This is a genomic window from Natronorubrum sulfidifaciens JCM 14089, assembly GCF_000337735.1.
Taxonomy (GTDB): Archaea; Halobacteriota; Halobacteria; order Halobacteriales; family Natrialbaceae; genus Natronorubrum; species Natronorubrum sulfidifaciens.
Genome location: NZ_AOHX01000025.1, coordinates 259,301 through 286,186 on the forward strand (window position 1 = coordinate 259,301; position 26,886 = coordinate 286,186).

The 26,886-nt window shown below is 63.5% G+C and carries 28 protein-coding genes; 5 read left to right on the plus strand and 23 right to left on the minus strand.

The genetic code is table 11. The features are described from left to right. Positions 1-94: 94 nt before the first annotated feature. Positions 95-1,327 carry an HD domain-containing protein gene (locus C495_RS02525; protein ID WP_008159703.1) on the minus strand — a complete coding sequence of 411 codons (1,233 nt, stop codon included), beginning with the start codon at positions 1,325-1,327 and terminating at the stop codon, positions 95-97. 148 nt (positions 1,328-1,475) lie between these two features. On the opposite strand from C495_RS02525, the gene C495_RS02530 reads away from it, so the two are divergent. Continuing rightward, positions 1,476-1,724: a hypothetical protein gene (locus tag C495_RS02530; protein WP_008159704.1), complete on the plus strand. Its 249-nt coding sequence runs from the start codon at positions 1,476-1,478 to the stop codon at positions 1,722-1,724. On the opposite strand, the gene C495_RS02535 is transcribed toward C495_RS02530, so the two are convergent. The 9 genes from C495_RS02535 to C495_RS02575 form a co-directional block, all read right to left on the minus strand. Continuing rightward, positions 1,717-2,838: a Gfo/Idh/MocA family protein gene (locus C495_RS02535; protein ID WP_008159706.1), complete on the minus strand. Its 1,122-nt coding sequence runs from the start codon at positions 2,836-2,838 to the stop codon at positions 1,717-1,719. The genes C495_RS02530 and C495_RS02535 overlap by 8 nt on opposite strands. Before the next feature lie 103 nt (positions 2,839-2,941). Then, positions 2,942-3,904 carry a sugar phosphate isomerase/epimerase family protein gene (locus C495_RS02540; protein WP_008159707.1) on the minus strand — a complete coding sequence of 321 codons (963 nt, stop codon included), beginning with the start codon at positions 3,902-3,904 and terminating at the stop codon, positions 2,942-2,944. 149 nt (positions 3,905-4,053) lie between these two features. Beyond that, a complete protein-coding gene (locus C495_RS02545) occupies positions 4,054-5,136 on the minus strand; it encodes a Gfo/Idh/MocA family protein (RefSeq protein ID WP_008159709.1) in 1,083 nt (360 codons plus the stop codon). Positions 5,137-5,196: 60 nt separating this feature from the next. Continuing rightward, positions 5,197-5,400 carry a hypothetical protein gene (locus C495_RS02550; RefSeq protein WP_008159711.1) on the minus strand — a complete coding sequence of 68 codons (204 nt, stop codon included), beginning with the start codon at positions 5,398-5,400 and terminating at the stop codon, positions 5,197-5,199. Further along, positions 5,393-6,595: an ABC transporter ATP-binding protein gene (locus C495_RS02555; protein WP_008159713.1), complete on the minus strand. Its 1,203-nt coding sequence runs from the start codon at positions 6,593-6,595 to the stop codon at positions 5,393-5,395. Before C495_RS02555 ends, C495_RS02550 begins: the two co-directional genes overlap by 8 nt. 2 nt (positions 6,596-6,597) lie before the next feature. Further along, positions 6,598-7,596, minus strand: a complete 999-nt coding sequence (locus tag C495_RS02560; protein ID WP_008159715.1) for a carbohydrate ABC transporter permease — start codon at positions 7,594-7,596, stop codon at positions 6,598-6,600. A gap of 1 nt (position 7,597) precedes the next feature. Next, positions 7,598-8,611, minus strand: a complete 1,014-nt coding sequence (locus C495_RS02565) for a carbohydrate ABC transporter permease (protein ID WP_008159717.1) — start codon at positions 8,609-8,611, stop codon at positions 7,598-7,600. 2 nt (positions 8,612-8,613) lie between these two features. Beyond that, a complete protein-coding gene (locus C495_RS02570; RefSeq protein WP_008159718.1) occupies positions 8,614-10,077 on the minus strand; it encodes an extracellular solute-binding protein in 1,464 nt (487 codons plus the stop codon). Between the two features lie 257 nt (positions 10,078-10,334). Further along, complete coding sequence (locus C495_RS02575; RefSeq protein WP_008159721.1) at positions 10,335-11,411, minus strand: TrmB family transcriptional regulator; 1,077 nt, start codon at positions 11,409-11,411, stop codon at positions 10,335-10,337. A gap of 200 nt (positions 11,412-11,611) precedes the next feature. On the opposite strand from C495_RS02575, the gene C495_RS02580 reads away from it, so the two are divergent. Beyond that, complete coding sequence (locus tag C495_RS02580; RefSeq protein ID WP_008159723.1) at positions 11,612-12,454, plus strand: hypothetical protein; 843 nt, start codon at positions 11,612-11,614, stop codon at positions 12,452-12,454. Between the two features lie 6 nt (positions 12,455-12,460). Here the strand turns inward: C495_RS02580 and C495_RS02585 are convergent, their stop codons facing one another. From C495_RS02585 to C495_RS02635, 11 genes are all read right to left on the minus strand, one after another. Further along, positions 12,461-13,408: a carbohydrate kinase family protein gene (locus C495_RS02585; protein WP_008159724.1), complete on the minus strand. Its 948-nt coding sequence runs from the start codon at positions 13,406-13,408 to the stop codon at positions 12,461-12,463. Between the two features lie 70 nt (positions 13,409-13,478). Next, positions 13,479-14,093: a nitroreductase family protein gene (locus tag C495_RS02590; protein WP_008159725.1), complete on the minus strand. Its 615-nt coding sequence runs from the start codon at positions 14,091-14,093 to the stop codon at positions 13,479-13,481. A 254-nt stretch (positions 14,094-14,347) separates the two neighbouring features. Then, a complete protein-coding gene (locus C495_RS02595; protein WP_008159726.1) occupies positions 14,348-15,424 on the minus strand; it encodes a methionine synthase in 1,077 nt (358 codons plus the stop codon). After that, positions 15,421-16,419 (minus strand): hypothetical protein, encoded by a 999-nt coding sequence (locus C495_RS02600; protein WP_008159727.1) that lies wholly within the window; start codon positions 16,417-16,419, stop codon positions 15,421-15,423. Before C495_RS02600 ends, C495_RS02595 begins: the two co-directional genes overlap by 4 nt. A 132-nt stretch (positions 16,420-16,551) precedes the next feature. After that, on the minus strand, positions 16,552-17,763 hold the full coding sequence (locus C495_RS02605; RefSeq protein WP_008159728.1) for an outer membrane protein assembly factor BamB family protein: 1,212 nt from the start codon (positions 17,761-17,763) through the stop codon (positions 16,552-16,554). An 86-nt stretch (positions 17,764-17,849) separates the two neighbouring features. Further along, complete coding sequence (locus C495_RS02610) at positions 17,850-18,428, minus strand: HemK2/MTQ2 family protein methyltransferase (RefSeq protein WP_008159729.1); 579 nt, start codon at positions 18,426-18,428, stop codon at positions 17,850-17,852. Next, positions 18,428-19,603, minus strand: a complete 1,176-nt coding sequence (locus tag C495_RS02615) for a mechanosensitive ion channel family protein (RefSeq protein WP_008159731.1) — start codon at positions 19,601-19,603, stop codon at positions 18,428-18,430. Before C495_RS02615 ends, C495_RS02610 begins: the two co-directional genes overlap by 1 nt. Before the next feature lie 180 nt (positions 19,604-19,783). Further along, entirely contained in the window at positions 19,784-20,626 is an 843-nt protein-coding gene (locus tag C495_RS02620) for a 16S ribosomal RNA methyltransferase A (protein WP_008159733.1), read from the minus strand. 57 nt (positions 20,627-20,683) lie between these two features. Next, positions 20,684-21,280, minus strand: coding sequence for a DUF655 domain-containing protein (locus tag C495_RS02625; RefSeq protein ID WP_008159735.1), 597 nt, complete (start codon positions 21,278-21,280; stop codon positions 20,684-20,686). Positions 21,281-21,476: 196 nt separating this feature from the next. Beyond that, a complete protein-coding gene (locus C495_RS02630) occupies positions 21,477-21,833 on the minus strand; it encodes an RNA polymerase Rpb4 family protein (RefSeq protein ID WP_008159737.1) in 357 nt (118 codons plus the stop codon). A gap of 6 nt (positions 21,834-21,839) precedes the next feature. After that, on the minus strand, positions 21,840-22,148 hold the full coding sequence (locus tag C495_RS02635) for a 50S ribosomal protein L21e (RefSeq protein ID WP_008159739.1): 309 nt from the start codon (positions 22,146-22,148) through the stop codon (positions 21,840-21,842). A gap of 156 nt (positions 22,149-22,304) precedes the next feature. Here C495_RS02635 and C495_RS02640 point away from each other — a divergent pair, with 156 nt between their 5' ends. Then, complete coding sequence (locus C495_RS02640) at positions 22,305-22,991, plus strand: MBL fold metallo-hydrolase (RefSeq protein ID WP_008159741.1); 687 nt, start codon at positions 22,305-22,307, stop codon at positions 22,989-22,991. Positions 22,992-23,016: 25 nt separating this feature from the next. Here the strand turns inward: C495_RS02640 and C495_RS02645 are convergent, their stop codons facing one another. Next, positions 23,017-24,147, minus strand: a complete 1,131-nt coding sequence (locus tag C495_RS02645) for an RNA ligase (protein WP_008159743.1) — start codon at positions 24,145-24,147, stop codon at positions 23,017-23,019. Between the two features lie 111 nt (positions 24,148-24,258). Between C495_RS02645 and C495_RS02650 the strand changes: the two genes are divergently transcribed. Further along, on the plus strand, positions 24,259-24,705 hold the full coding sequence (locus C495_RS02650; RefSeq protein WP_008159745.1) for a hypothetical protein: 447 nt from the start codon (positions 24,259-24,261) through the stop codon (positions 24,703-24,705). 55 nt (positions 24,706-24,760) lie between these two features. Next, positions 24,761-25,435, plus strand: a complete 675-nt coding sequence (locus C495_RS02655) for an RNA ligase partner protein (protein WP_008159747.1) — start codon at positions 24,761-24,763, stop codon at positions 25,433-25,435. 29 nt (positions 25,436-25,464) lie between these two features. On the opposite strand, the gene C495_RS02660 is transcribed toward C495_RS02655, so the two are convergent. Next, complete coding sequence (locus C495_RS02660) at positions 25,465-26,760, minus strand: MFS transporter (protein WP_049890104.1); 1,296 nt, start codon at positions 26,758-26,760, stop codon at positions 25,465-25,467. Positions 26,761-26,886 lie beyond the last annotated feature (126 nt).

Here is a 26,886-nt window from a genome sequence, read left to right on the forward strand (position 1 = left end):
GACCCCGGAGAACGTCACAACGTCGTTCGCCGATCTCGAGGGAGCTACAGCAGGTGTTTCGCTCGAGCGAGCCCAGTGGCCACGATCGTCGCGATCAGTCGACGAACTGATCGAGCGTCGTGTCCAGTCCGTCTCGCACCTCGCTGACCAGCGCGCCGTCGATATCGAGGTCGAGGACATCGACGGCGGCCCGGCCGACTCGATCCCGATCCGATTCGGGCGAGTAGATTCCGAGTCGCCACTGGGAGTACTGGGCCGCCCGAAGCGCCTCGACCAGCGGCGACTGCTGACCGAGCTGGCGAACGTCGCCGTTGACCATCACCCGCGTCGTGGATTCTTTCATCGAGGGACGGGCCGGCACGTCGAGGATCACACACTCCGGATCAACGCCCGCATCGGCCGCGATCTCGCGTTCGAACGCCCGAATCGCCTCGTGATCGGCTTCGATAATCCCCCCAGGAACGTCGTCGATTTCGGCCCACACCGCCCGCTTGAACAGCTCGCGATGATCCAGTCGCCGCGTAAACTCACTCGTCGACGGACATCCCCGCAGGGCGGCGATCAGATCGTGATCGTCCATCCGCTGGAGGCGGCCGGCATCGAGGTCGGTGTGTGGTGACTCGAGCAGTCGTTCGGCTGCGCGGCGAAGCATCGCCTTGCTGATCCGGGCGACGCTGTGGCTGTAGACGGTGGGGTTCATCAACGCCCGCGCGACCAGGAGGCTCTCTGCGCTCTGGACGTTGCCCTCATCGAGCACGAGTTCGCCGCCGACGAAGGTCAGCTCGCGGATCAGCCGGCCGTGGTCGATCGTGCCGTAGGGAACGCCTGTGTGGTGGGCGTCCCGGACGAGGTAATCCATCCGATCGACGTCGAGTTCGCCCGAGACGAGCTGTCCGAATCGGCCCTCGCCCGCGACGAGGTCGGCGATTGCGGCTGGCTCGAGATCGTGGTCTCGCAGGGCGTCTCCGACTGCGCCGTCGGTCAACAGCTCGTGGACGTCGTCGTGATAGCGGCCGGTCCGACGGTGGGTCAGCGACTCGAGGTTGTGGCTGAACGGACCGTGGCCGACGTCGTGGAGGAGCGCCGCGGCGTGGACCCGTTCGGCCTGTGTGCCGTCGATGCCGAGATACTCGAGGGCCTCACACGCGAGATGATAGACGCCGAGACTGTGCTCGAATCGGGTGTGGTTGGCCGAGGGATAGACTAGCGAGACGGTGCCCAGTTGGCGGATATTTCGGAGCCGCTGCATCTCGGGCGTATCGAGGAGGTCGCGGGCCACGCCGTCGATTCGAATGTGGTCGTGGACGCTGTCCTTGATGGTCGTCATACCACTCGGTTCGGCGCTCTCACGGAAAAACTGTCGTGCGAGAGGGTGTGCAGTGACGCTCAGTGGCAACTATGTCCGACGGCCTAAAAGCGCCCGGCCGCTGACGAGTCGGTGCTTACACCGCTTGCGCCCCTTCTCCGGACCGACGATGACCGAACTCACTATCCCGCCGGACACCGACAAAAATCGCGCCGCGGAACTCGTCCGTCAACACGTGACGACGGGCGATACCGTCGAAATTTGGGACCGCGAACGGACCGACGGCGACGACCCGAACCATACCGGCACGGTGACCGATATCACACCGGGGTATCTGGAACTCGACGGCCACTCACCCACCGACAGCAGCGTTCGATACGACGAGATCGATACGGTAATTCGCGTCGAGTCTAGCTGATCGAAACCCACTCACGTTTCTCGTCGCTCGCTTCGATCGCTGCGAGCACGCGCTGGGCGGCGAGACCATCCGCGAAGCTGGGTTCGAACGTATCGCCGCTTGCCACTGCGCTGAGGAACTCGTAGTTCTCGTGGACGAAGGTGTGCTCCCAGCCCAGCACGTGTCCCGGCGGCCACCAGTGGTCGACGTACGGATCGTCCTCGTCGGTGACCAGCACCGTCTCGTAGCCGCGATTCTCGTCGGCCCGCATGACCTCGAGTTCGTTCAGTCGCTCGAGGGAGAATCGCAGGCTGCCCTTCGAGCCGTGGATCTCGATCGTGTGGTCGTTTTTATGCCCCGTCGCGAACCGGGAGGCCTCGAGAGTCCCCATCGCGCCGTGTTCGAACTCGACCTGCGCGGAGTAGGCGTCGTCGACGGTCACGGATCGCATCTCATCACTTCCGTCCACAGGTCGCTCGTCGACGAACGTCTGGAGGTGGCCGCTGACGCGTTCCATCTCGCCGGCGAGGTCGTCGTCGCCGACGAGAAAGCGAAGCAGATCGACCGTGTGCGCGCCGAGGTCGCCCAGGGCACCCGACCCTGCCATCTCCGCGTCGTTTCGCCACGACCACGGGGCCTCGGGATCGACCAGCCAGTCCTGGAGGTATCGCCCGCGGACGTGGTGAATCTCGCCAAGTTCGCCGGCCTCGAGCAGCCCCTTTGCGTGCTGGATCGCGGGGACGAAGCGGTAGTTGAACGCGGTACCGTTGGGAACGCCAGCCTCGGCGGCGGCGTCGGCCATTCGTTCGGCCTCGGCAAGCGTCGGCGCGAGGGGTTTCTCACAGAAGACCGGCGTTCCGGCCTCGAGGGCAGCGATCGAGGGCTCTGCGTGGACGTGGTTCGGCCCGAGATTGTAGAAGACGTCGACGTCGTCGACGACGGCTTCCCAGTCGGTCGCGATCGACTCGAATCCGAGCTGGTCCGCTGCGTCCGAAAGGGCGTCTTCGTCGCGGCCGACGAGCACGCTGCGCTCGACCTCCGGTGCGTCCGGGAAGAACATCGAGAGCCGCGACAGGGCGTTTGCGTGGGCTTTCCCCATAAACCGATAGCCGAGTACACCGACTTCGAGCGTCATACACACTCATTCACAATAGGTGTAGTTAGTGCTTTTCGTCACGAGTGACAGTCTCACGATCCGTGATGAATCGACTCGAGAGACGGTCGGGGTAGCGACGCGGCTACTCGGCCCAGTACGCCTCGCCGGGCTGTTCGCGGAAAACCGCACGCTCGAGGAGGTTGACTGCCTTCTCGAGGCCTTCCCGCGAACTCGTCAGCGAGTCCTCGTGTTCGATGCTCAGGGCACCGTCGTAGCCGACCATTCGCAGCGTCGAGACGACGTCTTTCCAGTGGTCTTCGCCGTGGCCGTAGCCGACCGAGCGGAACAGCCACGACCGGTTGGGCTCGTCGTCGTAGTCAGTCGTGTCGAGAACGCCTTTCTCCCGGGCCTGCTCCTCGTAGATCCGCGTGTCCTTGGCGTGGAAGTGGTGGATCGCGTCGTCGAGATAGCGGATCGCGTCGGTGATCGAAATCCCCTGCCAGTACAGGTGTGAGGGGTCGAAGTTCGCACCGACGCGTTCGTTCGTCGCCTCGCGCAGGCGAGCCATCCCGTGGGGTTCATAGACGAGCATGTTGGGGTGCATCTCGAGCGCGAGGTCGACGCCGTGGTCGTCGGCGAACGCCGCGAGGTCGGCCCAGTACTCGATCGCAACGTCCCACTGGTACTCGTGGGCGTCGGCGTGTTCGCTCGGCCACGGCGCGGTGATCCAGTTCGGCACCTCGTCGTCGGGACCACCGGCTGGCAGGCCCGAAAAGCAGGTGACGGTGTCGACGCCGAGCTGGTCGGCGAGACGGATCGCTTCGCGCAGTTCGGTATCCGCGGTTTCGGCCTGCTCGTCGTCCGGGTGGAGTGGATTGTTGTGCGTTGCGAGTGCGCTGACGCGCATGTCGTACTCCGCGAGCAGGTCGTGTAATTCGGCCTGTGCGTCCTCGTCGTCGAGGTAGTCTCGGCGGACGAGGTGGGCGTCGCCAGGGTAGCCGCCGACGCCGGGTTCGATTGCGTCGACGCCGATCTCAGAAAGGTATTCGAGGGCTCCCTCGAGCGATTCGTCTGCCAGTGGCGGGGTGTGAACGCCGATATCCATACGTTGAACTCGAGGACTTCGACCAGTATAAATTCATCGGATATATGGCTGTAATTTAATCATAGAGGCGTCACTACGTGCCGATTTCTGTCTCGCACAGGGGTGTCCACTGACTCGAGTCGAATCGACCGAACGCGTGGCCGGTCCGGTTAGTGAGCCCGTGGGGGCTCGTTCACCGCGACCGTCTGCCCGTCCTCGCTCGAGCGATAGATGGCGTCGACGATCTGCTGTACGGTCAGTGCTTGCTCGACGCCGCCACCGACGGTTCGCCCGGCGTCGATTGCCTCGAAGAACGCCCGCTGTTCGTCCGCGTGTGGATCGTTCTCCGCCGGTTCGATCGTCGTATCGACGAAGTGATCAGCGCCGTCAGAACTCGCCGAATGAATCGTGAGCTCGTTCTCGAGCAGGTCGAATCGGGCCGCGGCCTCCGTTCCTCGGACGACGAAGTCGTGGGTCGGCGGCCGATTCGTGGCCCACGCGACCTCGAGTGAGATCGTTCGGTTGTCCGCACAGCGGATGAAGCCGCTGGCAGAGTCGTCGACGTCGAACGCGTCGGGGCCGCTGTCGTCGCCCCACATCTCGAGATACGTATACTCCTCGCGGGAGCCGAACTCCGATCGGGTGACACCCGAGACCTCCTCAACGGTCGGTTCACCGAGCAGGTGCAGCGCGAGGTCGATGGCGTGGACGCCGAGGTCGATGAGCGCGCCGCCGCCGGAAACCTCGCGCCGGGTGAACCACGAGCCGCGGCCGGGGATGCCACGCCGGCGGACGTAGTTGGCCTCGACGTGGGTGATCTCGCCGAGTTGGCCGCTGTCGATTCGCTCTTTGAGGAGTCGGACTGTGTTTCGAAACCGGTTGTTGAAGCCGATCATGCACGTTCCGTCAGTCGTTTCAGCCGCCGCGACGATCCGTTCGGCGCTCTCGACCGAGTGTGCCAGTGGCTTCTCGAGGAGCGTATGGAGGTCGCGCTCGAAGGCGTCGACGGCGTACGCCTCGTGGAACCTGTTCGGGGTCGTGATCACGACGGCGTCGGCGACGTCGTAGAGATCGTGATGATCGTCGTAGACATCGACGCCGTAGCGCTCGGCGAACCGGTCGCGAGCCTCGGCCGAGACGTCCATCCCGCCGACGATCGGAACACCGAGTTCCTCGAGGCGATCGGCGTGATACTGGCCGATGTTGCCGAGACCGACGATACCGGTTCGGACGGCTGGTGGCTCCGCCGTCATCGCTCCTCCACTGGGTGGGTCGCGTCGGAACCTCGCTGCGACTTGGCGTCGTCGGTGCGATCAGTACAACTGCTCTTCTCGGTCCTGTCTCTCATTGTCGTGTTCCTCTTGTCGGCTGCGTTGGGTTCTCGCGCGTCGATACTGTCGAACTGTGGGGATGAGCTTGTTTTTCACGTCGAGTGCGAACGAGACGATCCCGTAGATCCAGAAGAAAAACAGGACCGTCAGGCCACCGTAGTAGACGACGGCGACGAGTTCACTCATGTTGGCCTCCCGAGTCGGCCTCCGGAGCCACGCTCGCCGTCGACATTCCGTCCGAGAGGGCAGCGATTCCGTGGGCGATCGCCTCACCCGAAGCCGTCTCGAACAGGTGAATCTTCGACCGGTCGAGAACGATCGACACGGATTCGTTCGCGTCGATCTCCGTGTCCGGATCGACGCTCATCAGCAGCTGGTTCGACGCGGCCGATGCCTCGTCGCTGGTCATCAGTTCGCTGCTCGCGCCGTCGAGTGAGAGATAGACGAAGATCTCATCACCCATCGGCTCGAGGACGTCCGTTCGCGCCTCGACCGTCTCGGACGCGCTCGTCGTCGAGTCGGCTTCGTGCTCGAGGTAGATGTCTTCCGGGCGAACGCCCATCGTGATGTCGTCGGCGACCGTCTCGAGGGCGTCGGAATCGAACTCGAGGTCGAAATGGTCGGTCGTGAGTCCGTCACCGGTCAGGTCGCCTTCGACGAAGTTCATCGACGGGGAGCCGATGAAGCCGGCAACGAACCGGTTTGCGGGCTCGTTGTAACAGACCAGCGGTGGATCGATCTGCTGGAGTTCGCCGGCGTTGATGACCGCGATCCGGTCGGACATCGTCATCGCCTCGGCCTGGTCGTGGGTGACGTAGATGATCGTCGTATCCAGCTGTTTGTGGAGTCGCTGGAGTTCGGTGCGCATGTGAACGCGCAGCTTCGCGTCCAGATTGGCGAGCGGTTCGTCCATCAGGAAGACGTCGGGTTTGCGGACGATCGCGCGTGCGATCGCAACACGCTGTTGTTGGCCGCCCGAAAGCTCGTTTGGCTCCCGGTCGAGCATCCCCTCGAGCTGGACGACATCGGAGGCCTCCTGGACGCGACGATCGATCTCGTCTTTGTCGAACTTCCGTAGTCGGAGGCCAAAGGAGATGTTGTCGTAGACGTCCATGTGGGGAAACAGGGCGATGTTCTGGAAGACCATCGAGACCCCACGGTCTTTCGGCGGCAGATCGGTGACGTCTGTCTCACCGATCGTCACCGTTCCCTCCGTCGGTTTCGTCAGCCCGGCGATGGTCTCCATCGTCGTCGACTTGCCACAGCCGGAGGGGCCGACGAGACAGACGAACTCGCCGTCCCGAATCTCGAGGTTCATCTCGTTGACGGCGATGATATCTTCGTAGCGTTTCGTTACGTCGTCTAAGTGTACTCGTGCCATGATTACTCTTTGAGTGCGCCCTCGGTCAGTCCGCTCACGATCTTTTCCTGTGCGACCACGACGATGATCAGCATGGGCAACACGCCGACGATACTGGCGGCTGCCATCAGGTTGAAGTCAGTCGTGTACTGGGTCTGGTAGCTCAAGATCCCGCCCACCAATGGCGACCACTGCTCGGGCTGGTTGTTCAGCGCCATAATCGAGCTGAAGAAGTACTCGTTGTAGACGGCGATGAACGTCAACACGGCTGCCGTGGCGACACCGGGTGCCGAAAGCGGCATGATCACGCGAAACAGCGCGCCCAGTCTGGTCGTTCCTTCGACGCGTGCCGCATCTTCGAGTCCGTCCGGAATCTGTGCGTAGAACGTGGTGAGGATGAAAATCGACAGCGGGAGGAACAACGCGCTGAAGGGCATGATCATCGAGCCCGGCGTGTTGACGAGCCGCGGCGGCTCGAATAGTTCGATCCCGAGGAAGGGAACGACGACTGCGTTCCCGAGGAACGCATCGAACAGCGGGATCAGGAACGCCGCCGGCGGGAAGTACGACACCGCCAGAATGGCGAGCATCATCAGGCCGCGGCCGGGGAACTCGAGGCGGCCGAAGACGTAGCCTGCGAGGCTCGCAAGCAACAGGACGATGATCGTCGTCGTCGTCGCGAGCACGAAGCTGTTGAACACGTAGAGGTGGAACGGCACCTGTTGGAACACCTCGACGAACGCGTGGACGTTGAACCCCTGTGGCGTCGGGAACGGAACCTCGCCAAGCAGCGGGATGGAGACGTTCCAATCTGCCTGTCGAACGCTGGGTGTCAGTGCCAACACCAACAGCCAGTAGAACGGGAACAGTGTCGTGACGAGGAAAAACGCCGCTGCAACGTAGAACAGCGCCTTGTACAGTCGGTTGCGCTTTTCCTGATCGTTGACGACGCCGTGAGTCCATCGCTCGAGTGGTCCCATTTCGTCGTCAGCTGTCTGAGCGGGGTCGGGTTCGGTCCCCATCTCAGAACCCCTCCTTGTACTGCTGGTAGATGACGCCCATTACGGCGATCGCGATGAGGCCGGCCGTGACGAACGCGACGGCGGCCGCGAGGCCACGGTTCGTGTTGAACGTCTCGACGACCATACACGACAGCGACGGGACGGTCGTACAGCCCGACACCGAGTCGATGAGGCCGTAGATCCGCATTGCGTCGATAGTTCGGAACAACACCGCGATCCCGAGGGCGGGCAACACCAGCGGGAACGTAATCAGCTTGAACTGTTGCCATTTGGTCGCGCCAGCGACTTTCGCCACGTCGTAGAGGCTCCGATCGATGCTCTGGAGCCCGGCGAGGATGAGCAACGCCATGAACGCCGTCGTCTTCCAGATGTCCGCGACCGTGATGATCAACAGCGAGCTGAACGGATCGTTGAGCGTATTCGTCGACGCGATGATCCCCAAGTTCGAAAGTGGTCCCGTCAGGAAGCCGGCGCTCGGGTGGAACATCAGGTAGAAGATCATTCCCTGAATGACGATCGGAATCGCCCACGGGATGATGATCGCGGCGCGGACCCAGCGTCGGCCACGGAAGTCCTGGTCGAGGACCAGCGCCTGTCCGAAGCCGATGATCGTTTCGAAGAAGACACTCACGACGGTGAAAATCAGCGTCACCGCGAGTGCGCTTCGGAGCAGTCCCTCGACGTGGACGAACGGGAAGCTCCCGCTCGTGCTCACGCCGGGTAAGAACGTCGTCGAGCCGGGGAGCCGCGCGCTCGCACCGCCGGTGAACAGCTGGACGTAGTTCTCGAGGCCGACGAACTCCGGGTCAGAGAGCACGTTCTGATACAGCGACAGCTCGAACGTCCGCAAGAGCGGATACAGCGCGATTGCGCTCAACAGGAGCATGACCGGCGTCAACAGCAGGTAGGCGAACCCTGTTTCGCCGAGGTTCTCCATCCAGCGCGTGATCGCGACGACCGGCCCCGACCGATTCGATTGCCGGGTGGGTCCCGTCGTCCGGTCTTCTGTGCTCATCCTTACTCTTCCGTGGCTTCGAGTCCGTCCTGCAGATCCGCCGCTGCATCTTCAGGACTTTTGTCTCCGGCAACGGCGAGGTTGACTTCCTCGGCGATGAGACTGGATTGGTCCGGCCAGACCGTCGTCACGGGTCGAGGCATTGCGTTCTCCCCGGCGACACGAAGCGTGTCCATGTAGTGTCCCATCGGCTCGACCGATTCGGCGTCCTCGGTGTCGAACAGGGCCGGCTTCGGTGGAATCCATCCGTAGAGATCGAACATGCCGAGATTGAACTCGTCGGTCATCGCCGCACGGAGAACCTCGAGCGCCTCCTCTTTGTTCTGTGAGTTAGGGTTCAACACGATGTGCCAGCCACCGAGGGCGGACGTCGAGCCGCCGGTTCCGGGCTGGGCGGCCTCGTCTTCGGTCACGGCGTAGGGCATCGGCATCGCACCGTAGTCGTCGACTGTGAGGTCGTGATCCTCGCTTCCGAGATTTTCGTTGATCGTGTACGGCCAGTTGCGCTGCATGACCGCATCCCCGTCGAGGATCGCCTCACGGGCGTCTTCTTCCGTCCAAGAGGTGATATCCGAGGTGGCGAGGCCGAGCGGGTACTCGTCCTCGAGGGTGTGTTCGTCTGCCTCCTCGGCGACGAACGTCCGCATCATCTGCAGGCCCTCGATAAACTCGGGTTCGTCGACAGTCACGTCGCGCTCGCCGATCGGGCCGAAGAGGTTGTCGAAGCCGCCGAAGTACGCACCACCGAACGAGGACATGACCTCGTTCCACGTACAGCAAGCGGTTCCCTCGTACTGGTCCCACTGGGTTGCGAGGCCGTACTCCGCGTCGGAGGCCTCGACGATCTCTTCGGTGACCTCGGCCCACTCCTGCCACGTCATCGGCTCGGTGGCCCACTCCTCGAAGTCGTCGTCGTCGTAGCCGGCCTCCCGGGCGTAGTCCTTGCGGTACTGCATCGTCGGGTAGTCCGGGAAGATCGGAACGCCGTAGAGGTCGCCCGTCTCCGGATCGCGGGCCGTCTCGGTAAAGGACTCGAAATACTCGTCTTCGACGAGCGAGAGATCCTCGTCGTCGAGTTCCTCGCTCAGGTTGGCGATGTGGCCGCGCTGGATGAAGACGTTTACCCAGCCGTTGTCCATCAAGAACAGATCCGGTTGAGTCTCCTCAGCCTGCAGCAGGTTCGTGTACGAGTCCCGTCGATCGTCCGTGTCCTCGTCGCCGGGTTGCAACTGGATGTCGATCCCGTCGGCCCCGTTCTCCTCGAGGAGGTCGATGATCTCGTCACCGACTGCGTCCTCTGCGTTCGGGTCGAATCCCCATACGACGGCGTCCTCTGACGCCGAGTCGCCGTAGATACAGCCTGCGAGGCCGACTGCGGCCCCGCCTGCGCCCGCTGCCTTGACGAACGTCCGCCGTGAGACGCTCGAGTCGATCTGTTCGTTCCCCTGTGAGTATCTCTCACTCATAGGAAAGAATATGACAGTCTCTGCTATTTATAATTACTGGTGAGGTACAACAGGTGTAGTTAACAAGCTCAGTCCGCGAAAACCGAGAGCATGTGCTGTTCCAGAATCAGCCATGCACTGTCTCTACCGGTTGTTCACCGTCGAGACGATCTCGGTACAGCGATCGGAACGAGAAGTAGTCATACTGTCGGACCGCAGTCCGTGAGACGTCGGCCGCGAATCCGCGACCGACCGTCGAATCGTGCTGGCCGGAAGTATCAGTCGATCGACTCGAGCGTGATCCGTGTCGCTTCGAAATCCTCGATCATCGCACCCCAGCCGCCGACGGTGTACGTTCCGTCGTCGGTCGAAATCGTCAGCGAGGCTTCGCCCGCCAGCTGTGTAAGCGGCGTCTCACGATCGTCACTCGTCGAGACTCCAGCGTAGGTGCTGTCGGTGATCGTCCCGTGTTGGATCACTTCGTGTCCTGTATCCGTCTCGAAGCCGTGGATCGTCGCATCGACCTGCCGACCGTCCTCGAGCAGCGGGACGATATCCCGGAGACACTGCCGGAGATCGACGTAGGTGATCGGCAACTCGTCGTCGCGTGCCGAGTAGATCGTCTCGTGGACCTCCCAGAGACAGGTCTGGAAGTACCAGTTGAAGACGTATGCGTGGGTTCGATCATCGACGATGACGCCGTACTCGTTTGTCGACCCACCGTGCGGTGAGAAACACGTCCACGACCGGTCGATCAACGCCAGAAACGGCGACGGAATGTCTCGGTAGCGGGCCTCCGTACACGCCCGGGAAAGCTCGTCGGTCGACGGGAGCTCCGGCTCGGCCCCCGTCTGTGGGAACAGACAGACCTTCACGTCGACGCCGTTTTCGGTCGCGGTCTCGAGCGCATCCGAGAGGTCACGAAACTGCGACGGTGTCAGGCCGATCTGAACCTGATTCGTCGCCGCCCGAATCAGCTCGTCGGCCTGCGCCAAGACGGTATCGAGTCGTTTGACAATACTGACTTTGTGGTCCTCGAGATCCGGGCGACTCCAGCGGTCTTCGATCTCCTCGGCTGCAGTCTCGAACCGATTGGCACGCGAGCGCAGATCCGCGAGCACGTCCGCCGGATCGTGCGCTCGAGCGTGTAAGCTGTCCTGTTCGTACGTCTCGATGTAGCCGGCGTCCTCGAGATCTCGCAGGACGTCGTAAATTCGCGGGTCGGGAACCGAACTGGCCTGTGCAATGTCGGTCGCCGAGGCCGAGCCGAGGCCGAGCAGCGTCACGAACGCGTCGGCCTGATACGGCGAGAGGCCCGCGTCCTCGAGTATCTCGGTGAGTTCGTCACTGTCCATGGGAAACTCTCATTTGCAGTGGCGCTTGGAGACCGCTCGGCCGGCAAGAGCCTGATGAGTGACGCTGCTGGCGGCCACTCAGCGTTGATCGTCGGGTCACTATCACACGCGTGTCCATCACTGGCTGAACCTTAGACCTGTTACAAAAAAAGGTATTGCTGGCGCTACACTCAAGACAGTGCACTCGGAACGCATGGTCCATGATCGACCCTCTCGAGCGGATTCGACGGCGCGAGTACACCGGCGAGAACCGATGTTGGCCGTGTACAATTACCAACAGCGTCCTGCTGGCCGCTCTTGTCGGCACGCTCACCCTCTTGGGACGGCGGACCATCGCCGGGGCAGTTGCCGTCGTCGGCACGGCAGCGATCGCTCTTCGTGGCTACGTCGTGCCGTACACGCCGCGGTTCGCGCCCGCACTCGTCGCCGCGTTGCCGATCGACCCATTCGATCACGGACAGCCAGCCGCTGCCAGCGGCTCGCTGTCGGACTCGAGTACCACAGCCGACGGGACGCCCAGTGCAGCCGAGCCAACCGGCAAAGACGTTCTCAGGACACTCCTCGAGGCCGGAGTTCTCGTCCCCGAGGGAGACGATATCCAGCTTACAGACGACGTTCGCGACGACTGGCGACGCGAGATGCGAACGCTTCGGGAGGCCGAGTTGGCCACGCTCGCACGGATCGCCGACGAACAAACCGAGTCGTCGATCGACGCCCGCGCGGGCCGTAACTGGAGCCGGCCGATGCTCGTCCTCGAGCGCGATGGCGGCACCCCCGTCACGCTTCGGCGGAGCGTCGCCATCGCCGAACTCGCCGCCGTGTGCGCCCTCGAGTCCCACGTCGATGCCGCCCCGGTTCGTCGCGCCGCCGGCCGACCGATGCGCTCGCTGCTCGAGACGTGTCCACTCTGTGAGACCGAGTTGACCATCACGCAGTCGAGTTGCTGTGGTGAAACGACGCCAGTCGGGCAGACGCCGTCGGAAAAGCTGGTCTGTCCCGCCTGTGACGAGCGAGTGTTCACGTTCGACGACGCGGGACGCTGAGCGTGTTCAGTCTTCGAACGACGTCACAGCCGCTCGAGTCGGGAGTGCCGCCATCGCCCCGGCAGCCGTCGTCGCGGCGGCACCGACGGCGTTGGCGAAGGCGAGCGTCTCAGCCAGATCACGATCCTCTCGTAACCCTGCAATCGCGCCGGCGACGAAAGCGTCCCCCGCACCAGTCGTATCGACGACGTCGGGTTCGTAGCCGGGATGGGAAGCTGTGCCCGCCCACGGCGTCCCGTCGTCGGCGACGGCGATCGCCCCTTCACTGCCGCGCGTGACGAAGACGACCGACGGACCGGCCGTCATCGCGTCTCGAGCGATCGCCTCGGTGCTGTCGCCCTCGAAACCGAGGCGCTCGAGTTCGCCCGCGGTGGCTTTCAGCACGTCGACGCTCGCGAGTGCGTCGCGGACGACGCGCCGGTAGGTGTCGTCATCTGGCCACAGCTCCGGGCGCTCGTTGGGGTCGAACGAGACCGTACAGTCCCGTTCGGTGGCTCGCTCGAGCAACTCGAGGGTCGCCTCCCGGGAACGCCCGCTCGAGAGCGCCACGCCGCCGGCGTGGACCCACTCGTGGTCGGCGAGAACGTCGTCGTCGATTCGTCCCGGCTCGAGGCGCGTGTCGGCGGTGTCGTCGCGATAAAACGAGAACTCACGGTCCCCGGTTTCGTCGTGGGTCACGAAGGCGAGTGAGGTCTTCGCGTCGGGGTCCAGTTCGACGTACCGGTCGGCGATGCCGTACTCGCGGAGGGTTTCACGGAGGTACCGACCGAAGGGATCGTCGCCGACGCGGGTCCAGAACGCCGGCGTGTGCTCGAGTCGAGCGAGGGCGACGGCGACGTTCGCGGGCGCGCCGCCGGGTCGTCGTTCGAACCCCTCGACCGCCTCGATCGGGCCTGAAGCAGTCGGGAGAAAGTCGATCAGCGTTTCGCCGGCGATCAGTACGTCGTGGGACACGCCGCTTCGTTCGCCGTCCCTCGGATAATGTGTTCCGAATACATACGAGCGACGAACGGACGCGAGCGCGTTACTCGAAACGGCCCTGGAAGACGATCTCCGACAGGGGCTTGCGGTCGCTTGGCTGTTCGCGCTCTTGTAGCTCCTCGGGCAGCGTTTCTGGCGGCGCGCGCTCGCCGACGGCGAACATCGCTTCGACCGCGAACTCCTCGGGGACGTCGAGTTCCTCGGCAGCGCGCTCGTAGTCGAAGCCAGCCATCCCGTGGACGGCGAGGCCGCGACGGGCACCCTCGAGCGCAAGGTTCTCCCACGCCGCACCGGTGTCGAAGGAGTGGACCGGGGCTGGCTCGCCGTTGTGGTCGAAGGTCGTCTTCGAGAGAATTACGGCGAGGACGCCGGCATCGGCTGCCCACGCGTTCCCCTCGCTCAGGAGGTCGACGAACGTCTCCCACTCGTCGTCCTCGCGTGTCGCATAGACGAACCGCCAGTGCTGGTTGTTAAATGCCGATGGAGCCCAGCGTGCGGCTTCGAACAGCGGGAGAAATTCGGCTTCCTCGAGCGGTTCGCCGGTCATCGCGCGCGGCGACCAGCGGTTGACGAACAGCGGGTCGATGTCGTGGTCGGGGCTGCGGTGGTCGGCGACGTCCTCGTCGAGTTCACGCTGCTGTGGTGGGACTTGCGTCATTACGCACTCGTATGGCCGCGCCCCATATGTATCCTTTTGGACATATGGGTTACCAGGTGACAGCGATGTCGTCGGAACGTGTCGACAGGAGCCATGAAACGGCCACTCTAGCCCTCAGATTACATGTCGCAGCAGGAATAACTACTGGTGTTTTCGAGCCGTGACGGTGACAACGGTACAAAAACGAAGACGACAACCCGGCGTCGCTGTGTCGCGAGCGACAGCCCGGTGGTTCGAGGTGGGTTGCGAGTCGCTTAGTCGTCTGCGGGTGCAGCCGTGTCGCGTTCGATGTCGATGGTGCCCTCGTCGAGGTCGGCCTCGACGTTACGGGCCGCTTCGACCATGTTCGCCATCTTGCCGTAGGCGACTTCGCGTGGCAACAGCTTCACGCCACAGTCCGGCGAGACGACGAGCTGTTCCGGGGGAACGACCTCGAGGCCTTTCTTGATGTTCTCCTCGATCTGCTCGACGGACTCGACCTCAGCGACGTGGACGTCGGTGACGCCGAGTGCGAGATCCGCGGTGAACTCGGGGTCTTTGAAGACGTCGAGCTGGTCGTAGTCGCCGTTGGCGAGTTCGAGGTCGAACTCGTCGACGGGGAACTCCAGAATTTCGGGGTAGATCCGGGAGTAGTCACCGTAACAGACGTGGAGGCCGATGCGGACCTCGTCGGGAATGTCGGCGACGATCTGCTCGAGCGCTTCGCCGACGATGGCGTGGTCGTCCGGGGTCGTCGCGAGGGCGGGCTCGTCGATCTGGATGTAGCGTGCGCCGGCGTCGACGAGCTTTTCGATCTCCTCGTTGACGAGGTCGGCCAGTGCGAGCGTGAGTTCGTCGTCGTCCTCGTAGGCCTCGTTGAACGACCAGTTGGCGAGCGTGTAGGGGCCCGTGATCGGGACCTTCACCGGACGGTCGGTCGCCTCAGCGGTGAACTCGTACTCGTCGACGAGCCACGAGTCGGTGTACTCGACCTCGCTCACGACGCTTGGCTTGTCGAAGTAGTTGTGTCCCCACACCTTGACGGGGCCGTTGAACTCGTATCCCTCGATACGGTGGGCGAAGAACTCGACCATCTCGTTGCGGCGCATCTCGCCGTCGACGACGACGTCGAGCCCTGCGCGTTCGTGTTCGTTCGTGATAAGGCGGGCGGCGTCGTCTTTCGCTTCCTGATAGTCGTCCTCGTCGAAGCCGTGGTCCGGGTCCTGATACAGCTCTTTGGCGCGGTTGAGCCATTTGGGCTTCGGGTAGGAGCCGACGACGGTCGTCAGCAGGAAGTGGTCGTTTTCGTGGTCCTCCGGTCGGAACTGGTCTTTGTTCTCGTTTGTGCTCATGCGACGGTCACCTCGGCGAGGTCTGCGGCCTCAGCAAGGACGGCGAGTTTCTCCTCGTACTTGGCGTATGGCAGATAGAACGTCTCCGTGTTCGTCGTCAGGTAGACGGTCTCGAACTCGGCGACTGGTAGCTGTCCTTCGACCCAGTCGACCCGGTCGCGGATCGCTTCGGGGTCTTCGACCAGCGTGTTCTGGCCGTCGGCGAGACCGAGCGAGATGTCCGCCGGCGCGCCGTACTCCTGAATGTTGTAGAGGTTGTCGTCCTGATTTGCGACGAAGTCAAAGCCGACCGCGTCGATGTCGGCATCGAGCAGGTGGGCGTAGACCTTCTCCTCGAGTGCGCCCCAGTAGGGCTGGACGACGACGTCGGCGTCCGTCGCGGAAGCGACCTGATCGATCGCCTCGCTTGCGCGTTCGTCTGTGCCGTCTTCGGGTGCGTTCTCGACGAGCGAGGGCTCGAGCAGGAACAGGGTTTCGACATCCGGGAAGGCGTCGACTTCGCCGGCGAGGAAGTCGGCAATCGCGCCGAGGAACTCGGCCTCGTCGCCGTACTGTTCGTCGGTGGCGAGGTCAGCCAGCGAGTACGGGCCGGGGAGGACCGCCTGCAGGTCGTCGGTCAGCTCCGACGCGGCTTCGAGTTCGCCTGCAACGTCGCCCGAGAACTCGAGGTCGCCGCTGACGACGGGCTCTCGATAGAAGTTGTTGTTGTCATAGTAGCGGACGATGCCGCGGGTTTCGACGTTGTCGTGGACGGCCAGCGGGTGGGCGAGCATGTCGTCCCAGCGAAGCTGTCCTTCGACAACGCGGTCGAGGCCGGCGTCTTGCTGGCCCTCGATTACTTCGGCGCGTGCTTGCTCGTATACCGAAGCAATCTCCTCACCTTCGTCGCCGCCGATGAGGTCGTGTTTCTGGTGGCCCTTCAGGTCCGAGAGGTCGTCTTTCGCCCAGTCCGGGAGCGGAAACAGCCCCGGCGTGGTCGAAACGTACTCAGTCATCGTGGGAGCGGCTAGGCTATACCGACGCTTAATATTTTCCATCCATAGTAATGCATTACAGTAATTTTTGCAGGTTTCTTCGCGTTTGGCGACGAATTCGCGATTCCTGTGAACACAGGACAGAGGGGGACTCTACTCGAGGGCGACGAGCGCGTACTCGCCGTCTTCGACTTCGGCGACGACGTAGAGCACGCCGTTGTCGAGCACCGGCCCGGGGCCGACCCGGCCCTCGAACTCGCGTTGGAATCGGACTGCAGGGCCGTCCTCGAGAACGCCGTCCGGAGTCGGATCAAGTGCGTAGAGGGCGTCGCCGCCGATAAACACGGTCTCGCGGCCATACGTTGGCGCGGTGTGTTGCCAGCCGCCGACATCGTGACTCCAGTAGCGGGTTCCGTCGTCGGTACCGAGCGCGTGGAGCGTTCCGGTGCCCCGGAGGAAAACCCGACCGTTCGCGACACAGATACCACGTTCCGTCCAGCCGGTGTCGGCCGACCAGTACGCCTCGTCCGCGTAACCGTCCTCGTCGGTCAGCGCGTACGTCGTCCCGTCCCGACAGCTGACGTAGATCGTGTCCGTGTCCGCGCTCGGTGGTGCCATCGGGACGGCCGGGAGTTGCCATCGCCGTCCCCCCATCCCACTACCCTCACTGAGCAGGTAGACCATCCCCGCCTCGGTGGCGACGACAACCCAGTAGCCCATAACGAACGCGGCGTGGTCGAGCACCTGTCCGAAGACGTCGCGTCGCCACTCCTCCTCGCCGGTCTCGGCCTCGAGTGCGACGACGGTTTCGCCCGCGCCACAGATCAGTCGATCCCCGGCGTAGGTCGCCGGGCCGGTCACTCGCCCCGGCACCTCGAACTCTCGTTCCCACAGGGGATCGCCGGTGTCTGCCTCGAGTGCCTGGACGGTATCGGTCGACGAGACGTAGACGACTCCGCCCCGAACCAGCGGCACCGCTCTCGTGTCCTCGAGCGTCCACAGTTCGTCGCCGCTGTCGGCGTCCAGCGCGCGGAGACGCGACTGGGCCTCAAGCAGGTAGACGGTCCCGTCGGCGACGACGGGTTCGTGGTAGGTCGTCTGTGCGGTCTCGACGCGCCAGCGTTCGGATACCTCTTCGACTGGCGCCTCGCCGTCCGCGACTTCACGAGTGTTGGCGGCGTTACAACCGAAACTCGACCACCTCCCGTTCGCGCCGAGGATGTGTCGCCCGGGATCGGGCAGGTCATCGACGCCGGCCGGCGGCGGGTCATCAGGAGACGGAGCACTGCCCAGTCTTGAGCAGCCGGCGAGTGCGGCGCTCCCGCAAGCGATTGCCGAGAGAAACGTTCGTCTATCGGAGGGCATTATGTCGCTCTACTCTAGTCAGATTACAAATTGCTTTGGGAACTGAGTTGTACCCACCTTGATCGGTGACCGTGGTATCTAGCTCCTCACCGGAAGAGTTTGAGCACCGTCAGCGTCTCGAAGGGAAACGACTCGTCGGCGACGGCAACGGCGCTAAACCCTTCCTCACCGGCCCGTTCGACGACCTCGTCGACCCCCGTCAGACTGCTGACGAGCAGGTAGACGACGCCGTCGGGAGCGAGCACGCGACCGACGCGAGAGAGGAACGGATCGATGACAGCCCGGCCGTCCTCGCCGCCCGAGAGCGCGTGTTCCATCCAGTCGTCCCACTCGTTTTCGGGATCGGTCGGGAGATACGGCGGGTTGAACGCGACCGCGTCGAACGCGCCGTCGGCAAACGGCGCGACCAGATCGGCACGAACCGTCTCGACGCCCTCGCCGCGAGCCTGCCGGACCGCGTGCGGGTTCAGATCCGAGGCGATCACGCGCGCCGGCGTCTCCTCAGCGATCCGGCCCGCAACGTAGCCCGACCCTGTGCCGACCTCGAGGACGAGTTGGTCGTCGTCAGCGGGCAGTCGTTCACAGACTGCCTCGGCGAGTAGCTGTGAGTCCTCCGCTGGCTGATACACATCCGTCTCGATTTCTCGCTGCTCTCTGAGTGTCATTAGTCGTCCTCCGGAGTCATCTCGTGGTGTGGCTCTCGGCTCTTCTCGTGGTCGTCGGGCGAACGCTCGCCCGTCGCTCGCGCCCCGTCATCGGCGACCTGAAAGCCACCGGTTTCGGCCCGCCCGGACAGTTCACGCTGTGGGTAGGGGATCTTGATCCCTTCGTCGTCAAACGCCGTCTTGATGGCGTGAATCGCGGCCGTCCGCGCCTGTGCCTGTCGTCTGGCGCTTGGGTTGTCGATCCAGAATCGGACGCCAAGCACGACCGCCGAATCGGCGAACTCCTTGGTGACGACCTGTGGCGACGGGCCGTTCAGCGACTCCTCGAGGGCGGAGACCTCCGCGTTCGCGATTTCGGCGGCTCGTTCGACGTCGGCCGTGTAGTCGACGCCGACGTCGATCTCGACCCGGAGTCGGCCCCGTTTCGAGCGGTTCATCACCATACTCGAGGAGATGAGGTCGTTGGGGATCATGATGTACTCGCCGTCGAACGACTGCACGCGCGTGTTGACGATCGAAATGTCGGTGACGATCCCCTCGTGGTCTTCGACCTCGATCCAATCGCCGATCTCGAACGGCCGATCGAACATCAACACGAAGCCGGCGATCACCGTGCCAAGAGTCTGGCGCGCGGCCATACCGACGACGATACCGAGAAACCCGGCCCCGACGAGCAGGCCACCGAGATCTTCGACCCAGACACCGAGGATGACGACGAGCGCCACCGACCAGATGATGACCTGTGAGATCCGATGGGTGACTTCGCGCTGGTGGGCCGTGACGGCCGACGCGGAGCCGAGGAACTCATTCAACACTCGTTTGACAAACCGCGTGATGATGAACGTCCCAATGAGGAGGATAAACGTCACGACCGCCTGAACGATAATCCCCTCACCGAGCCCGAGTTCTTCCGAGTAGATCGTATAAATATCGCCGGTCAGATCCCACACCCCGAGCACGACGGCGAGTGTCCCGGCACAGGCTCCGATGAGAACCGCTGTCGACAGGATATCGCTGTACAGCGGCTTGGTCCGCTCGTTAAGCCAGTCCTGCAGTTGCCGATAGGAAAGCAACACGAGCAACAACACGCCGACCGCTGCGAGCGTCACCGCGATCCGGAGATTCGGCCCGAACGCGTCCGCCAGTCGGTCGAGTGCAGTCAGTATCACGGACATCAGTTTGTGTTCGTCTCTCGAGCGAATGAGCCGTGCAGCTACGAGTATCCGTCGGTCGGATGCGACGCTGCGAACGGTTCACAATCGATCGTTCGAACGACTCATACGGGCTGCTGTCCGTCAGTTCCGGCGCGACTGTTGCTCCTGCAGTCGCGCCGGGAAACAGGACAGCAGCCCGTATCACTGCCCGTCGCCGATCTCGCTCACGTCGGCGGCGAGTTGGGCCAATGCCGCAAACTCAGCGGGAGCCATCGCGCCGGCCCGCTTTCGAAGGACGTCTTCACTGGCTGCTTCGACGACTGCGTCGGGCTCCTCGAGCCCCGAAATGTGTGCCGTGTTTCGAATCGCGTTGCGGATCGTCTTCCGGCGCTGGGTGAACAACGCCTTGACGAATCGCAGGAAAAAGTCCTCGTCATCAACCTCGTACTCGGGTTCGCGAGGCTCGAGTCGAACGACGGCGCTTTGGACCGCCGGCGGCGGCGAAAACGCCTCCTTGGGGATCGACTCGACGAGTTCGGCGTCCGCGTAGTGTTGGGTCGACACCGAGAGGCGGCCGTATTCGGCGGTGCCGGGCTCGGCGACCATCCGCTCGGCGAACTCCTGTTGGAACATCAAGACGAGTGGCCGCCCTTCGGGGAGCAGCCGGAACGTGATCTCACTCGAGACGCCGTAGGGGAGGTTCGACACCGACGCGGTAAAGTCGGGTAACTCGACCTCGAGGGCGTCACCTTCGATCACGGTCAGTTCGCCAGCGGCGACCTCGTCGGCGAACTCCTCGGTGAGAAACGCGGCGAGTTCGCGGTCACGCTCGACGACGGTCACTTCGTCAGCGATCTCGAGCAGTCGGTCGGTCAACACGCCCGTCCCGCCACCGATCTCGAGGAGGTGGCTCGTGTCGGCGTCGAGGGCCGTGAGATAGGTCGGCAGTCGATCGAGCACGCGATCGTCGACGAGAAAGTGCTGGTCACGGTCCGGATCGCCACGGACGCCCGCCCGGGCGATCAGTGCGTCTGGATCTCTCATTGCCGTCGCTATGGTTGGGGACGGTGTAAACGCACTGTCTTGGCCGCGAGAACCCGACTACTGATTCTGTTCTTGCTCGCGCCGGCCGACGAACGTCCGATACTTGAGATCGTCCTCGCGCAGTTCCTCGAGGATGCGTTCGACCAGGATTTCGTCTGGATCGTGCAGTCCCGAAACGCGTTCGGCGAGTTCGTCGAAGCTCTCGAACGGCTTGCGTTTGCGCTCATCGAGGATGCCGTTGCGGAGTTTCTTTCCGATCCCCGGCAGCAGATTCAGCTGGTGGAGTCGCAACGTGATCGGCTGGGCGTCGTTGTAGAAGTCGACGAAGCGCTCCTCGTACTCCGCGACTAAGTCCGCGACGACGTACTCGAGTTCCGACTGGGCACCCGAGGAGAGGGCATCGTACCCGACGCGATGGCATTCAGTGACGACATCGCGCTCGGCGGCCGGTTCGACGACGACCTCGCTCCCGATGGTCAATCGCTCGTTCTCGTCGAACGCGACCTGATAGAGCTGGAAGTCCTCGATACCGACAGCGTACCCTGCCGGTGACTTCGCGTACTGCGGTCGGCCGTCGTCAGACAGCCCGTGTGCGAGGTAATCCAACACAACCGCGCGCCGAACATCCGTCTCGTCACCATCGGCTTCGCTCATTGGCTCACGCTACGGCCACGGCATACTTAAAGAGTCGGCCGACTCGCAACGGATACGACAGCCTCGAGGCCGATGCGTGGCTACTGACGAGCGCCGTCAACACTCGACGATGGACGGACACGAATACGAGGCCACCGATCGAGACGACCCACAGTATCGTCGGTCGCTGACATCCGTGGCACCGAAACCGACGGTCTCACGCGTACTTCGCGATGACGTTGAGAATCTCGTCGAGTTCGTCCCCCGACAGCGAGTACCGTTGCTGTGCGTACACCGATCGGAGCTCGTCTCGATTGCGCGGCAGGAGGTTGGTGATCTTGTACGCCGTCGCTTCGTCGACTTTCTCGAGGTCCTGTAGGTCGTCGACGAGCGCTTGGGCGTCCTCGGGTTCGAGGACGGTAAAGCGGTTGACGTGTTCGATCGCTCGGGCGAGTTCGTAGCGGAGCTCGCGGTCCTCGTCCAACGCGCGTTCGGCTTCGATGTCGGCGAGCAGTTCCTTCGTTTCCGAGACCGTCAGGAACTCCTCGTCGACGATCTCTTTGAAGATCGTCATCCTGTCTCAGATCCGGCTCTTTTCTTGGTTCTGGGCGCGCAGGTGGGCTGCAGTGACGATCAGCGTCTTCTCTTTGCCGCGGTCGTTGATCTGGACCTTGAAGGCGTCGCCCTGTTTGCCGACGACTTCGCCGGTGCGGCCGTCGAAACGTGGGTGGTAGCGTCCGTCAGGAACGCTTGGGTCGATCTTCAGGTGGACTTTCTCTCCAGCTTCGTACTCCTGAATCGCTCGCTGTGGCGGCGACGAGCCGCGGTCTCGAGGTTTGTTCGCGAGCTTTCGTCGGGATCCCTGACGAGGGCCATTAGAGTTCGGCATAGTCGTACGCCCCTCTTACTTGGTGATGGTTATAAAACGCACGTCTTGTCTTTCCTCATAGTGTCGTTCACCCTGAGCAGTTGGTACACAGCCGCCAGTGGCGGCCCACGGCGGCGGACGAATACCCATTTGAGCGTGGCGCTCGTCGCCTCGAGCATGCACTCCGACCACGAACGCGGCGCGGGCGTCCACACGCTCCCGATGACGATCGAGTACGGCCGCACGATGACGATCACGCCCACGGCCGTCGAGACCGACCGCGGCCTCGTCCTGATCGACGTCGGGCCAGCGGGTGCCGTCGACGGCATTCGAACCCACCTCCGGTCGCTCGGCTACGACCTCGAGGACATCTGGCTCGTCGTTGTGACTCACCACGACGGCGACCACGCGGGCGGTCTCAGCGACTTGCTCGAGGCCGTCGACGCGGTCGTCGCGACCCATCGTGAGGAAGCCCCGTTCGTGACGGGCGAGCGTGACCCGATCAAGAGCGACGGCGACCGGTACCCGCCAGTCGAGGTCGATCTGGAACTGGCCGACGGCGTTCGCATTCCGACGCTCGCGGGACCGATGGAAGTTATCGAGACGCCCGGCCACACGCCGGGCCACTGCTCGCTGTATTTCTCCGAAGGGAACCTGCTGCTCGCGGGCGATGCACTCGTCGCGGACGGCGACGAGCCGCTTGCCGGCCCGAAACCCGAGTTCACACCCGACATGGACCGCGCACTCGAGTCAGTCGCCGACCTCGCGGCCCTCGAGATCGACCACGTCGTCTGCCATCACGGCGGCTACGTCGATCGGGGCAGTGAGACGATCCGAGAAATTTCCGAGCAACGGCGCGACTGAGACGGACAGCAGTCGTCGTGCCAGCTCACTCTTTGACGATATGCCCGTCGAGGTAGTTTCGCGTCTTGTCGATGGTCGATCGAGTCACCTTGAGGAACGTACAGACGCGGTCGCCGTCCTCCCGGCGGTCGTCTTCAATCTCGATCGTGAGTCCCTGCCCCTCGAGGTGCTCGAGCAAGATGTCGACGGTCTCGTGGCTGGCGCGGACGGTGTGGCGCTCGCCGACGGGTTCGCCCGCGTCGACGGTGTCGATGGTCTCGCGCATCGACAGTAAGATGGCCTCGCCGAGTTCGTGGGCGCGCTCGCGGGCGACGGCGTCGGATTCGTCCCACTCGATGCTCTGGAACCCTTCCCGAATGAGTCGCCGGAACATGAACGGCTGGCCGTAATCGAACGGCAGCGAGAACGCGTAGGCGAGATCGCCCTGATTCGCGGCCGACGTCGTATACTTCAACTGTGCCGTGCCGTCCGGCGATTTCATGATGACGCCCTCGCGGTCCTCGGCGTCCAGTTCCTCGATGATGCGACGGATCTCGGCCGCCGCCGCGTCGACCTCGAACTGGCCAAACAGTCGCGTCTGCGGAACGTCGAACGTGTCGTAGCGCTCGCGCCGGGTCTCGACGGGCAGCGGCTCGCCAGACTCGCGGTCGCGCCAGTCGAACGCTCGAAACGCGATCGAGTCGACATCCGGGTAGTCGTGGGCCGTGTAGGGGTTTTCGGGGCCGATCATCTCGCCACAGACCATCGCCTCGGGATACTGCTCGAACAGGGCCTCGAGGTCGACCAGTCGCTCGAGGATGCGGGTCGTAAACGGGCAGATCATCCCGCTTCGCGAGAACGCGAGGCGCTCGCCATCGAGGCGGACGACGCGGACGTTGTAGCCGTTTAATTTCTCTTCGACGGCGATTCGATCGCCGGGCTGGTCGGCAAAGCGCTCCGGGACCCCCTCCGAGAGGACGAGCGTTCGTGGCACCTTCGGGAAGCCACGGACGACCGTGCCGTCGATCAGGCTGGTGCCGCGCTCGACGCCGCGACGGTAGTCCGGGACGTGGCAGTACGTCCGTCCATCGTCGGTTCGTTCGACGAGGTGGGACTCGAGGTCCGCGAACGCGTCCCGGCTCATGCCGAGCAATCTGTGGTACTCGGTGTCTGTCATCGCCGATATTACGCCGCGTGGCGGGAAGAAACACAGTCCAACCGTCACACGAACTGATCGAAACGGCTCGAAGCGGAATTCTCATCGGTGTCCGGTCACAAGCTGTCCCGTATGCGACTCGAACTTCGCGTCTGTCAGCACTGTCTCGAGGGCGACGACGGCCACGGCGGCGAGCAGAAATCGCTCCTCTTGCAGGACATGGTCAACTGCGCCGAAAAGATCCAAGAGCACAAAGACGTCCTCGACCTCGATGCCGTCCACATCCGACGCGTCCGGGACGACGAGCAGGGGAAACCCGAGGCGCTGCCGGTCGTCGCGGCGACGATCCAGAACAATCAGATCGTCTTGAACGACACCCAACTCGTCGCGGAGGGCCAAGACGGGAACATGTTGCTGTATGCGAACCCGGACGACATCCTGACCGTGCTTGCGGGCAACGTCGACGAGATCAGCAAAGCCGTCCACGAAGACGTCACGGTCGACCTCTCGCCGACTGGAGCGGAGATCATCTCCGACGCCGGGCTCGGTGCCGACCCCGAACGCCAACCTTCGAACTGAAACGGCTCTCTCAGCACACTCCACTTATTTGTCCGCTCGAGTCGAACACACTGGTATGTCCACCGAGGCGTTCAAACAGCGGTTCGTCCTCGACACGTCGCTTTTTCTCACCGAGGACATTCGCCAGCCAGACGAGTCACTGCAAGCGGCCGTCTGTCGATTGCTCGAGTTGATCGCCAACGCACGCCTCAACCTCGGCATCTCCTGTTATATGCCGCCGACGATCCACGACGAACTCACGACGATGCTCGAGGCCCGCGACGTCGACGACGAGGTGTACTCGAAGCTGAACACGTGGGTGATCCGCAAACATCCCGACCGGTATGCAGTGTCGATCCCCGCAAACGTCGTCTACAGCTTCGTCGACGAGATGAGCAACCGCGTCGACCGCGGCCTGCGCGTCTCCGAGCAGGCCGTCCGGAAGGCAGAACAGACCGAAGGCGACCCGCTCGAAGAACACGAGCATATGACCGACGTCGACGCCGTCATCTCGAACCTGCGCGATAAGTACCGCTCGGCGATGCGAACCGGCGTGCTCGACTCCCGCGAGGATTTCGATCTCTTGATCCTCGCGCGCGAACTCGAGGCCGGCGTCGTCACTGAGGACAAAGGCATCATCGGTTGGACCGAGGACTTCGGCCTGCGCTATATTCGTGGCCGGGAGTTTCCAGACCTCCTCGAGCAGTATCTCACTGCTGTCGAACCCGACTCCAAGCGGACGATCGACTGATCGGCGGGCCGTGTCGACCGCAGTCCGTCTTACAGACGCGGTGGCGAGGCCCCGTTTCGGTCGCGTCTGACGAGCCAGTACGAACAGAGGAAACCGATGGCGACGGTGCCGGCGAGAATGCCGAAGGCGATCCGATAGCCGAACTCGGTGTAGGCGACGGTGCCACCGACGGTCTCGCCAGTTCGATAGGCGTCGAGGGCCACCCCCATCACCGTCGGCAGAATCGTCCCACCGATAAAGCCCGCTGTGTTCACGGTCGCCGTCGCAATGCCGCTTGCGCTGGGGGGATACCGTTCTTTGACGACCGACAGCGAGAGCATCGCCGCGCCGAACAGAAAGCCACAGGCCAGATAGGCGACAGCGATGACCGCAAGCGGCGGCTGCCCGAAGACCGGAATCGTCGCGAGTGCGACCGCGAACAGCCCGATACCGACCGTCATCGGCACCAGCCGCCGCTCGAGTCGGTCCGAGAGCCACCCGATCGTCGGCGGCCCGAGCAAGACCCCAACCGACGCGAGCAGCGTGAAGTACGACGCCGTCGTCACGTCGAGTTCGTAGACCACGACGATGTAGGGCACGCCCCACATCCCCACGAGCGTCAACATCGCGCCGTTGCCCGCGAAGAAGACGATCGACAACAGCCACTGATCGAGATCGCGCGCGAGCGCCCGCAATTGTTCGCCCAGTTCCGCAAGCGTCACCGAGGGCTGTTCGGGAACGCCCGCGATCGGCTCGAGGCCCGCAGCGGCCGGTGACTGGCGCGCGAGGACGAAGACCGAGGCAGCGGCGACGAGCCCGACGAGTCCCAGTCCGAAGATCGTCGTCCGCCAGCCGATCTGCTCGACAGTGACCGCCAGCGGCGTCGTCGCAAGGATCGCACCGAGGCCGGCGACGCTCCCAGTCAGCCCGGTCATCGTCGCGAACTCGTCGGCGCGATACCAGTTGGCACAAAAGCGTAGGATCGAGACGAAGATGACGCCGCTGCCGAGGCCGATGAGCGCCCGTGCGGCGAACGCAGTGAGATAGCTGTCGCTCATCGCGAAGCCGACGGCACCGAGGCTCAACACGATGCCGCCGATCGAGCCGACGTAGCGCGGTCCGACCCGATCGGCGAGCACGCCTGTCGGGATCTGGATCGCGGCATAGATGAGGAAAAACGAGGCATGGAGCGTGCCGAGCTGTGCCGCCGTCGTCCCGAAATCGGTGGTCAGCCGTTCCGACAAGACCGCCGTCGAGAGCCGATGGAGATTGACGAGCAAGAAGACGGTCACTAACGCACCCCACGCGAGCCACCGTCGTTTAGTGGGATCCGACAGAACGTTCACGTGAAGTGTCTTTCACGAGGGACGTGGTAAGCGTTCGGAGACGGGCAAAACGGTCACGGGAATGTGAGTCGGCCGCAGAGACTCGAGGCCGACGGCCCAGTCTCGGAATCATCGACAGTCAGTATA

What these genes read in the sequence shown, in the direction of transcription:
- C495_RS02605 (WP_008159728.1), bottom strand. Translation starts at nt 17,763, where the DNA reads ATGCCCTCCGATAGACGAACGTTTCTCTCGGCAATCGCTTGCGGGAGC.
- C495_RS02630 (WP_008159737.1), bottom strand. Translation starts at nt 21,833, where the DNA reads ATGACGATCTTCAAAGAGATCGTCGACGAGGAGTTCCTGACGGTCTCG.
- C495_RS02525 (WP_008159703.1), bottom strand. Translation starts at nt 1,327, where the DNA reads ATGACGACCATCAAGGACAGCGTCCACGACCACATTCGAATCGACGGC.
- C495_RS02645 (WP_008159743.1), bottom strand. Translation starts at nt 24,147, where the DNA reads ATGACAGACACCGAGTACCACAGATTGCTCGGCATGAGCCGGGACGCG.
- C495_RS02560 (WP_008159715.1), bottom strand. Translation starts at nt 7,596, where the DNA reads ATGGGGACCGAACCCGACCCCGCTCAGACAGCTGACGACGAAATGGGA.
- C495_RS02620 (WP_008159733.1), bottom strand. Translation starts at nt 20,626, where the DNA reads ATGAGAGATCCAGACGCACTGATCGCCCGGGCGGGCGTCCGTGGCGAT.
- C495_RS02580 (WP_008159723.1), top strand. Translation starts at nt 11,612, where the DNA reads ATGATCGACCCTCTCGAGCGGATTCGACGGCGCGAGTACACCGGCGAG.
- C495_RS02640 (WP_008159741.1), top strand. Translation starts at nt 22,305, where the DNA reads ATGCACTCCGACCACGAACGCGGCGCGGGCGTCCACACGCTCCCGATG.
- C495_RS02650 (WP_008159745.1), top strand. Translation starts at nt 24,259, where the DNA reads ATGCGACTCGAACTTCGCGTCTGTCAGCACTGTCTCGAGGGCGACGAC.
- C495_RS02625 (WP_008159735.1), bottom strand. Translation starts at nt 21,280, where the DNA reads ATGAGCGAAGCCGATGGTGACGAGACGGATGTTCGGCGCGCGGTTGTG.
- C495_RS02635 (WP_008159739.1), bottom strand. Translation starts at nt 22,148, where the DNA reads ATGCCGAACTCTAATGGCCCTCGTCAGGGATCCCGACGAAAGCTCGCG.
- C495_RS02570 (WP_008159718.1), bottom strand. Translation starts at nt 10,077, where the DNA reads ATGAGTGAGAGATACTCACAGGGGAACGAACAGATCGACTCGAGCGTC.
- C495_RS02555 (WP_008159713.1), bottom strand. Translation starts at nt 6,595, where the DNA reads ATGGCACGAGTACACTTAGACGACGTAACGAAACGCTACGAAGATATC.
- C495_RS02530 (WP_008159704.1), top strand. Translation starts at nt 1,476, where the DNA reads ATGACCGAACTCACTATCCCGCCGGACACCGACAAAAATCGCGCCGCG.
- C495_RS02595 (WP_008159726.1), bottom strand. Translation starts at nt 15,424, where the DNA reads ATGAGCACAAACGAGAACAAAGACCAGTTCCGACCGGAGGACCACGAA.
- C495_RS02575 (WP_008159721.1), bottom strand. Translation starts at nt 11,411, where the DNA reads ATGGACAGTGACGAACTCACCGAGATACTCGAGGACGCGGGCCTCTCG.
- C495_RS02590 (WP_008159725.1), bottom strand. Translation starts at nt 14,093, where the DNA reads ATGACGCAAGTCCCACCACAGCAGCGTGAACTCGACGAGGACGTCGCC.
- C495_RS02550 (WP_008159711.1), bottom strand. Translation starts at nt 5,400, where the DNA reads ATGAGTGAACTCGTCGCCGTCGTCTACTACGGTGGCCTGACGGTCCTG.
- C495_RS02545 (WP_008159709.1), bottom strand. Translation starts at nt 5,136, where the DNA reads ATGACGGCGGAGCCACCAGCCGTCCGAACCGGTATCGTCGGTCTCGGC.
- C495_RS02615 (WP_008159731.1), bottom strand. Translation starts at nt 19,603, where the DNA reads ATGTCCGTGATACTGACTGCACTCGACCGACTGGCGGACGCGTTCGGG.
- C495_RS02610 (WP_008159729.1), bottom strand. Translation starts at nt 18,428, where the DNA reads ATGACACTCAGAGAGCAGCGAGAAATCGAGACGGATGTGTATCAGCCA.
- C495_RS02655 (WP_008159747.1), top strand. Translation starts at nt 24,761, where the DNA reads ATGTCCACCGAGGCGTTCAAACAGCGGTTCGTCCTCGACACGTCGCTT.
- C495_RS02535 (WP_008159706.1), bottom strand. Translation starts at nt 2,838, where the DNA reads ATGACGCTCGAAGTCGGTGTACTCGGCTATCGGTTTATGGGGAAAGCC.
- C495_RS02565 (WP_008159717.1), bottom strand. Translation starts at nt 8,611, where the DNA reads ATGAGCACAGAAGACCGGACGACGGGACCCACCCGGCAATCGAATCGG.
- C495_RS02600 (WP_008159727.1), bottom strand. Translation starts at nt 16,419, where the DNA reads ATGACTGAGTACGTTTCGACCACGCCGGGGCTGTTTCCGCTCCCGGAC.
- C495_RS02540 (WP_008159707.1), bottom strand. Translation starts at nt 3,904, where the DNA reads ATGGATATCGGCGTTCACACCCCGCCACTGGCAGACGAATCGCTCGAG.